This is a genomic window from Pseudomonas sp. PS02303 (assembly GCF_029959925.1).
Classification (GTDB): Bacteria; Pseudomonadota; Gammaproteobacteria; order Pseudomonadales; family Pseudomonadaceae; genus Aquipseudomonas; species Aquipseudomonas mandelii.
This window is the reverse complement of the sequence record NZ_JASCOM010000254.1, coordinates 1-8468: the sequence shown is the minus strand read 5'-3', so window position 1 is coordinate 8468 and position 8468 is coordinate 1. Positions and strand designations below refer to the sequence as shown.

At 60.4% G+C, this 8468-nt stretch carries 8 protein-coding genes; 2 read left to right on the top strand and 6 right to left on the bottom strand.

Annotated features, from left to right (window positions below):
* Positions 1-85: 85 nt before the first annotated feature.
* Positions 86-949 carry a LysR family transcriptional regulator gene (locus QMX98_RS29360; protein ID WP_010466752.1) on the bottom strand — a complete coding sequence of 288 codons (864 nt, stop codon included), beginning with the start codon at positions 947-949 and terminating at the stop codon, positions 86-88.
* A 16-nt stretch (positions 950-965) separates the two neighbouring features.
* Positions 966-3263 carry a heavy metal translocating P-type ATPase gene (locus QMX98_RS29355; RefSeq protein WP_282411785.1) on the bottom strand — a complete coding sequence of 766 codons (2298 nt, stop codon included), beginning with the start codon at positions 3261-3263 and terminating at the stop codon, positions 966-968.
* 84 nt (positions 3264-3347) lie between these two features.
* Between QMX98_RS29355 and cadR the strand changes: the two genes are divergently transcribed.
* A complete protein-coding gene (cadR, locus tag QMX98_RS29350) occupies positions 3348-3797 on the top strand; it encodes a Cd(II)/Pb(II)-responsive transcriptional regulator (protein ID WP_010466748.1) in 450 nt (149 codons plus the stop codon).
* Positions 3798-3817: 20 nt separating this feature from the next.
* Here cadR and QMX98_RS29345 read toward each other — a convergent pair whose 3' ends face one another.
* The 4 genes from QMX98_RS29345 to QMX98_RS29330 all read right to left on the bottom strand — a co-directional run bounded on the left by QMX98_RS29345 (position 3818) and on the right by QMX98_RS29330 (position 7483).
* The gene (locus QMX98_RS29345; protein WP_282411784.1) at positions 3818-4648 is read right to left on the bottom strand and encodes a hypothetical protein; all 831 of its coding nucleotides are present in this window, start codon (positions 4646-4648) and stop codon (positions 3818-3820) included.
* 149 nt (positions 4649-4797) lie between these two features.
* Positions 4798-5769, bottom strand: coding sequence for a thymidylate synthase (locus QMX98_RS29340; protein ID WP_083375523.1), 972 nt, complete (start codon positions 5767-5769; stop codon positions 4798-4800).
* 48 nt (positions 5770-5817) lie between these two features.
* A complete protein-coding gene (gene lgt, locus QMX98_RS29335; protein WP_010466741.1) occupies positions 5818-6624 on the bottom strand; it encodes a prolipoprotein diacylglyceryl transferase in 807 nt (268 codons plus the stop codon).
* A gap of 76 nt (positions 6625-6700) precedes the next feature.
* Positions 6701-7483 carry a sulfite exporter TauE/SafE family protein gene (locus QMX98_RS29330; protein WP_077747197.1) on the bottom strand — a complete coding sequence of 261 codons (783 nt, stop codon included), beginning with the start codon at positions 7481-7483 and terminating at the stop codon, positions 6701-6703.
* 134 nt (positions 7484-7617) lie between these two features.
* Here QMX98_RS29330 and QMX98_RS29325 point away from each other — a divergent pair, with 134 nt between their 5' ends.
* Positions 7618-8364, top strand: coding sequence for an NRDE family protein (locus tag QMX98_RS29325; protein ID WP_282411783.1), 747 nt, complete (start codon positions 7618-7620; stop codon positions 8362-8364).
* Positions 8365-8468 lie beyond the last annotated feature (104 nt).

The following is an 8468-nucleotide window of genomic DNA, read 5'->3' as shown; positions in this document are numbered from 1 at the left end:
GGCAAGCCTCGCTCCTACAGGGGAATGCGATCACCTGTAGGAGCGAGGCTTGCCCGCGAAGGGCCCCTCACATTCAACACAAATCTCACGCGGGGGCCATTTCCTGCGCCAAACCCAGGAACGCCGCCGGCAACCGCGCGCCTTTGCGCTCCTTGAGGCAGTACAGATACTCCGGAATCTGCGGCGCATTCTCAATCGTCAGCACGCGCAATTGCGGGTCATGCGGCACTTCCTGTCGGGCAATGATGCTGATGCCGATGTTGCGCAGCACCGCCTCGCGAATCGATTCACGGCTGCCAATTTCCAGCAACGGCCCGAAACTCACCCCGGCGCTGGCGAGCAATTCTTCGGTCAGGCGTCGAGTGGTCGAGCCTGATTCGCGCATCAACAAAGTATGCCCGGCCAACGCGCTGAGCGGCACATGATCGTGCGCCGCCAGCGGATGGTTGCGATGCACCGCCAACACCAGCGGATCGCTGCCGAGCACCCGCCGAATCAGCCGCGCATCGTCGAGCAATTGTGACGACGCCGCGACATCCACCCGGTAATCCTCCAGCGCTTCCAGCACCTGCTGGGAGTTGCCGATTTCCACCGACACTTCCACTTGCGGCAAGCGCTCGCGGAAAGTCTTCACCAGGTCGAGGATGTAATACGGCGCAGTAGCAGCAATGCGCAATGTGCCCTGGACCTGGCCGCTGTTGCGCAGGAAAAACTCGATGTCGGCTTCCTGCTGCAACAGCGCCTTGACCATCGGCAACAGCCGCGCGCCTTCATCGCTGACGCTGAGGCGGCGGCCGCCACGGTAGAACAGCTCAACCGAATACTGGCTTTCCAGATGGCGGATCTGCGTGGTCACCGTGGGTTGGCTCAGGCCGAGCTTTTTCGCCGCCAGGGTAATGCTGCCCAGGCGGGCAACCATGTAAAACGCCTTCAGCTCGGCACTCAGCACACCCGTCCCTCATCGCTTACTTGCGCAGCAGGCGCAAACCGTTGAACACCACCAACAGGCTGACACCCATGTCGGCGAACACCGCCATCCACATGGTGGCGATCCCGGCGAAGGTTACCCCAAGAAAGATCACCTTGATGACCAAAGCGAGGGCGATGTTCTGTTTGAGAATGGTCGAGGTTCGACGCGACAGGCGGATGAACGCAGGGATCTTGCGCAGATCGTCGTCCATCAGGGCGACATCGGCGGTCTCGATGGCGGTATCGGTACCGGCAGCGGCCATCGCGAAACCAATCTGGGCGCGGGCCAGCGCCGGCGCATCGTTGATGCCGTCGCCGACCATGCCAACACGATGGCCCTGTGCATAAAGTGCCTCGATGGCTTGCAGCTTGTCGTTGGGCAGCAGATCGCCCTTGGCCTCGTCGATGCCGACTTGCGCGGCAATCGCCTGGGCGGTGTGGACATTGTCGCCGGTCAGCATCAGGGTTTTGATGCCCAGATCGTGCAACTGCTGGATCGCCTCGCGGCTGGACTCTTTCACCGTGTCGGCCACGGCAAACAGCGCCAACGGGCCGGACTTGTCGAGCAACAGCACCACCGATTTGCCCTGCTTTTCCAGGGCAAACAGCTTCTCTTCCAGCGCAGGTGAACACAGGCCCAAATCTTCCACCAGGCGATGGTTACCCAAGTGGTAGACCTGACCGTTGATTTCCCCGCGTACACCGCGACCGCCCAGGGCTTCGAAGTTATCCACAACGAGCGGCGCGAATTGTTTATCCACCGCCGCATTGGCGATGGCCAACGACACCGGGTGGTCCGAACGACCGGCCAGCGCTGCGGCAATCGCCGGGGCAGTGGCGTCTGCGGTGGGATCAAGCGACACATAATCGGTCTGCACCGGTTTGCCGTGGGTCAGGGTGCCGGTCTTGTCCAAGGCCAGGTAATCGAGTTTGTGGCCACCTTCCAGATAAACGCCGCCCTTCACCAGGATGCCTTTGCGTGCCGCCGCGGCGAGGCCACTGACGATGGTCACCGGAGTGGAAATCACCAACGCGCAGGGGCAAGCGACCACCAGCAAGACCAACGCGCGGTATATCCAGTCGAACCAGACGGCGCCCATAAACAGCGGCGGAATCACCGCCACGGCCAAGGCCAGCAGGAACACCGCCGGGGTATAGATTTTCGAGAACTGATCGACGAAGCGCTGGGTCGGCGCCCGTGCGCCCTGGGCCTGTTCCACGGCGTGGATGATCCGCGCCAGTGTGGAATTGTTCGCCGCTGCAGTGACGGAATACTCCAGCGAGCCTGCCTGGTTGATGGTGCCGGCGAAGACCTTATCGCCCACCGTCTTCTCGATCGGCAGACTTTCGCCGGTGATCGGCGCCTGATCGATGGTCGAACTGCCCGACACGACTTCGCCGTCCAGGCCAATCCGCTCGCCGGGACGCACCCGCACTCGCGCCCCCAGTTCGATGGTTTTGACCTCTTGTGTGACCCAGCTGCCGTCGGCTTGCTGCACCGTCGCCTGTTCCGGGGTCATCTGCATCAAGCCGCCAATGGCGTTACGCGCCCGGTCCAGCGACTTGGCCTCGATCAACTCGGCCACGGTGAACAGGAACATCACCATCGCCGCTTCCGGCCATTGCCCGATCAGGATCGCGCCGGTGACTGCGATGCTCATCAACGCGTTGATGTTCAGGTTGAGGTTCTTGAGCGCGATCCAGCCCTTCTTGTAAGTGGTGAGGCCGCCACTGAGGATCGAAATCAGCGCGATGATCGCCACCACCCAGTCCGGCGCGGCGCTAGTGAAGTGGATCACTTCTGCCGCCAGCGCACCCACGCCGGACAGTGCCAGAGGCCACCAGTGCTTTTTCTCGGGGATCGGCGCTGGCGCTTCGGCGCCCTGTTCCATCGGTTCAGCCACCATGCCCAGCGACTTGATCGCCTCGATGATCGGCGCAGTGCTCGGCAGGTCATGGGTCACGCCCAGGACCCGATTGATCAGGTTGAATTCCAGTTGCTGCACCCCCGCAAGCTTGCCCAGTTTGTTCTGGATCAGCGTCTGCTCGGTCGGGCAGTCCATGGCGTCGATGCGGAAGCTGCTCAACCGCGCGCCGTCGGTCGGCGTGTCGCTCAACTTGATCAGCGAAGGCGCTGCCGCCTTGGAGGAACAGCAGGAATCGCCGTGCCCGCCATGGTCATGCTTCTGCACAGGCTGCAGCTTGTGGCTGTGATCGTGATCGTGATCGTGATCGTGATCGTGATCGTGATCGTGATCAGCCTCGGGTTTGTGGGTGTGAAGGGAATCGCTCATTGGTTGCGTCCATGAAGGTGCCTGTTGCCAAGTAAAGACCCTGTAGCCACTATAGGGTCAAGCACCCTTTTGGAGATTGCTGTCATGAAGATCGGAGAACTGGCGAAACTCACCGACTGCGCCGTCGAAACCATCCGCTACTACGAGCGCGAAAACCTGCTGCCGGAGCCCGCCCGCAGCGACGGCAACTACCGCGTCTACACTCAGGCCCACGCCGAACGCCTGACCTTCATCCGCAACTGCCGCACGCTCGACATGACCCTGGAAGAGATCCGCAGCCTGCTGGCCCTGCGCGACAGTCCGCAGGATCAGTGCGAAAGCGTGAACGCGTTGATCGACGAGCACATTCATCACGTGAAAGCGCGGATCGACGGATTGATGGCGTTACAGACGCAACTGCTCGACCTGCGCCAACGCTGTGGCGAGGGCCCGGACATTGATCAGTGCGGGATTTTGCAGCGGCTGGAAGTGAGTGGCGGGGTGGTGGCGACGGAAGTTGAGCATTCCCATGTCGGCAGGAGTCATGGGCATTAGCCCCATCGCCACATCAGCGACTAGATCAACTTGAATTCCAATATGCCTCGATGCCCCATGCCGTAACCGATGCCCGGGACCATGCCCGAGCCCAGAAAAAGACTGCAGCGCAGGTGAACGGTCTCACCCCGATGCTTTTGATAGACAGAGGGCTCAATCCGAAACTTGAGGGGGGAATCGGGATTGACCGTCAACTTGCGCTGATAGTCTCTCCAGGCTCCGCCCTGCCCGCCATTCGCGCTACTTATCCAGAGCATTTCAATGGCGTTGTTTGTTCGCAGGTTTTCAATCCGCGGAATGGTCAGAACGACGCCATCGGGATGTGGGTCAATCTCCAGTACGCCCTCAGAGACGCCCTCAATAGAGACCGGGCCGGTTTGAATCAGTGCCGGGGCGAAGGTCATGAGCAATGATGCAGAAGGTATAGCGCCCCCGCCTCTTTCGATGACAAAAATGGCCTCGACCCGGTCTCCTTCAAACTGCCTTGCCGTGTCGTCGGGCACAACAAAATGCAACGGCATAAAACTCTGTACGGACTGCGGCTGCGACTGATAATTGCCCCCCGAACCGCCAAACGCCGCCCATTGCACTCGAACCTGATCGCCGATCTGAAATTCTCTATCGTTTACCGCCACGACCACTCGAAGTGAATCGACGAAGATCGGTGCGCCGGTGAAAACCTCCATGGGCACCACGCATCCCCATGGATCGAGGCCCGGAATGAAATGAAAGAGCCCCGACTGGCTTTCACAGCCAATGAACGGCGCTCCTGTCAATCCGCTCCTTAGAGGGTTTGTACCGAAATGTCGCTCCGAAAAGCCGTCCGTTCCACCGGCCGCAGTGTTATTCATGACAAGGCTCCTGAAATAAAAAGAGGGTGTTGCTGACCACGGCCTGATGGCCTCGTGATCAGTCAAACACCCTCTCATTTATTCGCCTACTGGCAGAAATGACAGTCAGGTAGAACCTTTTCTAATAAACAGCCCCGCCCGTCAAACAATCAGACGGCCATCGGTGCCGTCATCGGCGCGTGATGCTGATACCCCTCAAGCGAGAAATCGCTCGGCTCGATCAACTCCAGCCACTCCGGCTGATACAAGCCGGTCTTGGCAAACTCCGGCACACGGTCACTGATCACCAGTTTCGGCATCGGGAACGGCTCGCGCTTGAGCTGTTCGTTGAGCATGTCCAAATGGTTTTCGTAAACGTGGGCATCACCGATGAAATAGGTGAACCAGCGCGGTGTGTAGCCGGTCAGTCGGCCGATCAGGCTCAGCAACGCGGCGCCTTCAGTGAGGTTGAACGGCGTGCCCAGGCCCAGGTCGTTGGAGCGGATGTAGAGCGTCAGGGAGATTTCCCTGGTCTCGACATTCGGGTGGAACTGGTACAGCAGGTGGCACGGCGGCAAAGCCATTTCATCGAGCTGGGCGACGTTCCAGCCGTGGAACAGAATGCGGCGGCTGCCCGGGTCCTTGATGATGGTGTCGACGCACTGGCGGACCTGGTCGATCGCCTTGTACAGAACGACATAGGCCTGACCGTCTTCCTCGCCTTCGGCGATCTGACGATAACCCTGGCTCAGGGTCTGTTCGATAGCGGCCTGATTGCTGACCGGAATCTGCTTGTACGCCGGCCATTTGCGCCATTGCACGCCGTAGATTTCGCCAAGGTCGTCTTCACCCTGACGGAACGGATTGGCCAGCCACTGCGCGTTTTCGTTGGCGTTCTGATCCCAGACCTTGCAGCCCAGCGCGCGGAATTCGGCGGCGTTGTTCACGCCACGCAGGAAACCACACATCTCGCCGATGGCCGATTTGAAGGCCATCTTGCGCGTGGTGATCGCCGGGAAACCTTCTTTCAGGTCATAACGCAGCATCGCGCCCGGAAAGCTGATGGTGTTCACGCCGGTGCGGTTGGCTTGCTTGGTGCCGTTCTTGATGACGTGGGCGACCAGTTCGAGATATTGCTTCATGAATTACCTGTGTCCTTGAACCCGGGGCCGTCACCCCGGGATTCGAATTTATACGGCAGCCGCTGGAGTCGCCGGGGCGCGGTGATACGCCAGCCAGATCAGGAACAGCCCGCCAACGATCATCGGTACGCAGAGCACTTGGCCCATAGTCAGCCAGTTCCAGGCCAGATAGCCCAGTTGCGCGTCCGGTACGCGGACAAACTCCACGATGAAACGGAAGATGCCGTAGAACAGGGCAAACATTCCGGACACCGCCATGGTCGGCCGCGGCTTGCGCGAGAACAACCAGAGAATGGCAAACAGGGCCACGCCTTCGAGCGCGAACTGGTACAGCTGCGACGGGTGACGCGCCAGTTGCGCCGGATCGGTCGGGAAGATCATTGCCCACGGCACGTCGGTCGCCTTACCCCACAACTCGGCGTTGATGAAGTTACCGATGCGCCCGGCACCCAGGCCGATCGGCACCATCGGCGCGACGAAATCCATCAGCTGGAAGAACGACTTGTTGTTCTTCTTGCCGAACCACAACGCCGCCAGCATCACGCCGATGAAGCCGCCATGGAACGACATGCCGCCCTTCCACACTTCGAAAATCAGTGTCGGGTTGGCCAGATAAGCGTTCAGATCGTAGAACAGCACATAGCCCAAGCGGCCGCCGACGATAACGCCCATCGACATCCAGAAGACCATGTCGGAAAGCTTTTCCTTGGTCCAGGTCGGGTCGAAACGGTTGAGCCGGCGCGATGCCAGCAGCCAGGCGCCGCCGATGCCGATCAGGTACATCAGACCGTACCAGTGGATTTTCAGCGGACCGATGGCCAGGGCCACCGGGTCGATCTGCGGGTAAGGCAGCATTGCGACTCCTTGTTGAAAGTTGAAACCAGAATTCCCGGGCGACGCTGCCACCTCAGGATTAAGCCAGCATTGCGAGCTAGAGCAGGAAGCTCAGGCCTACGCAGAACAGCAAAGCTGCGAACAGCCTTTTCAGCAACTTTGGCGACAGCCTGTGGGCCAGTCGCGCACCGAGGCGGGCGAACACCATGCTGGTCAGGGCAATCCCCAGCAGCGCCGGCAAATAGATAAAACCGAGACTATGGGCCGGCAGCAAGGGATCGTGCCAGCCCAGAATCATGAAACTTGATGCACTGGCCAAGGCGATGGGCAGGCCGCAAGCCGACGAAGTCGCCACGGCTTGCTGCATCGGCACGCTGCGCCAGGTCAGGAACGGCACGGTCAACGAGCCGCCGCCAATGCCGAAAATCGCCGAGGCCCAGCCAATCACACTGCCGGCCACGGTGAGACCGAGTTTGCCGGGCACCGTTCGACTGGCCTTGGGTTTGACGTCCAGCGCCAGTTGCGCGGCGATGATCAGCGCAAACACACCGATGATTTTCTGCAGATTCGGGCCGGAGATCGCTTCGGCCGTCAGCGCCCCGAAACCGGCACCCATCAGAATTCCGACGGTCATCCACACGAATATCGGCCAACGCACGGCGCCACGACGATGATGTTCGCGGACGGCATTGACCGACGTAAAGATGATCGTTGCCAGGGACGTGCCGACCGCCAGGTGGGTCAGGATCGAGGCGTCGAAGCCCTGCAAGGTGAAACTGAACACCAGCACCGGGACGATGATGATCCCGCCACCTACCCCGAACAGCCCGGCCAGCACGCCTGCGCAGGCGCCCAGCGCCAGATAGAGCAGAAATTCCATGGACGATCTCAATGCTTAGGCAAAACCGGAGCGGCATGGTAACGGATGCGTGGCCTCGGGCTCCACTGCGGATGGCAATGGAACGACAGGCGACGACTGCGTAGAGTGAGCAAAAAACACACAAGGACCACCTTATGTGCCTGATTGTTTTTGCCTGGCGACCGGGTCACGCCCAGCCGCTGATCGTGGCGGCCAACCGCGACGAGTTCTATGCCCGGCCCAGCCAGCCCCTGGCGCAATGGCCGCACGCACCGCATGTCTACGCGGGTCTCGACCTCGAAGCCGGCGGCACCTGGCTCGGTATTGGTGCCAATGGGCGCTTTGCTGCGCTGACCAATATTCGTGATCCGAATCAGTCGCCATCGCGAAAATCCCGAGGTGAGCTGGTGGCGGGTTTTCTCTTGGGCAATATGCCAATTGATGATTACTTAAGCGACGTTGTCGGACGTTCGCTGGAATATGCCGGATTTAATCTGCTTATCGGCAATGCCAACGAGCTGTGGCACTTCAATGCGCGGGAGTCCGAGGCGGTGATGCTGGCGCCTGGGATTTATGGGCTGTCGAATGCCGGGCTGGATACGCCGTGGCCGAAATTGCTCAAGGCACGGGCGGCGCTGGAGGAAGTGCTGGAGGATCCGCAGCCAGAGGCGTTACTGGCGTTGCTGAAAGATCCGCAAACCGCACCCTTCGCCGAGTTGCCGGATACCGGGGTGGGGTTGGCGACCGAGACGTTGCTGTCGAGTGTGTTTATTGCCAGTCCGACTTATGGGACACGTGCGAGTACGGCGTTGATTGTTCAGGCGGATGGGACGCGGCGGATGGTCGAACGGAGTTTCGGGCCGTATGGGGGGCATTTGGGGGAAGTGGAGATCAAGATTTGAAGGCTAGCGATCACCTGTGGCGAGGGAGCTTGCTCCCGTTCGGTTGCGCAGCAGCCGCAAAACGATTGGGAGCGCTTCGCACTCCAGCGGGAGCAAGCTCCCTC

Coding starts and splice junctions, on each gene's coding strand:
- QMX98_RS29325 (WP_282411783.1), top strand. CDS start 7,618: ATGTGCCTGATTGTTTTTGCCTGGCGACCGGGTCACGCCCAGCCGCTG.
- QMX98_RS29340 (WP_083375523.1), bottom strand. CDS start 5,769: ATGAAGCAATATCTCGAACTGGTCGCCCACGTCATCAAGAACGGCACC.
- lgt (WP_010466741.1), bottom strand. CDS start 6,624: ATGCTGCCTTACCCGCAGATCGACCCGGTGGCCCTGGCCATCGGTCCG.
- QMX98_RS29355 (WP_282411785.1), bottom strand. CDS start 3,263: ATGAGCGATTCCCTTCACACCCACAAACCCGAGGCTGATCACGATCAC.
- QMX98_RS29330 (WP_077747197.1), bottom strand. CDS start 7,483: ATGGAATTTCTGCTCTATCTGGCGCTGGGCGCCTGCGCAGGCGTGCTG.
- cadR (WP_010466748.1), top strand. CDS start 3,348: ATGAAGATCGGAGAACTGGCGAAACTCACCGACTGCGCCGTCGAAACC.
- QMX98_RS29345 (WP_282411784.1), bottom strand. CDS start 4,648: ATGAATAACACTGCGGCCGGTGGAACGGACGGCTTTTCGGAGCGACAT.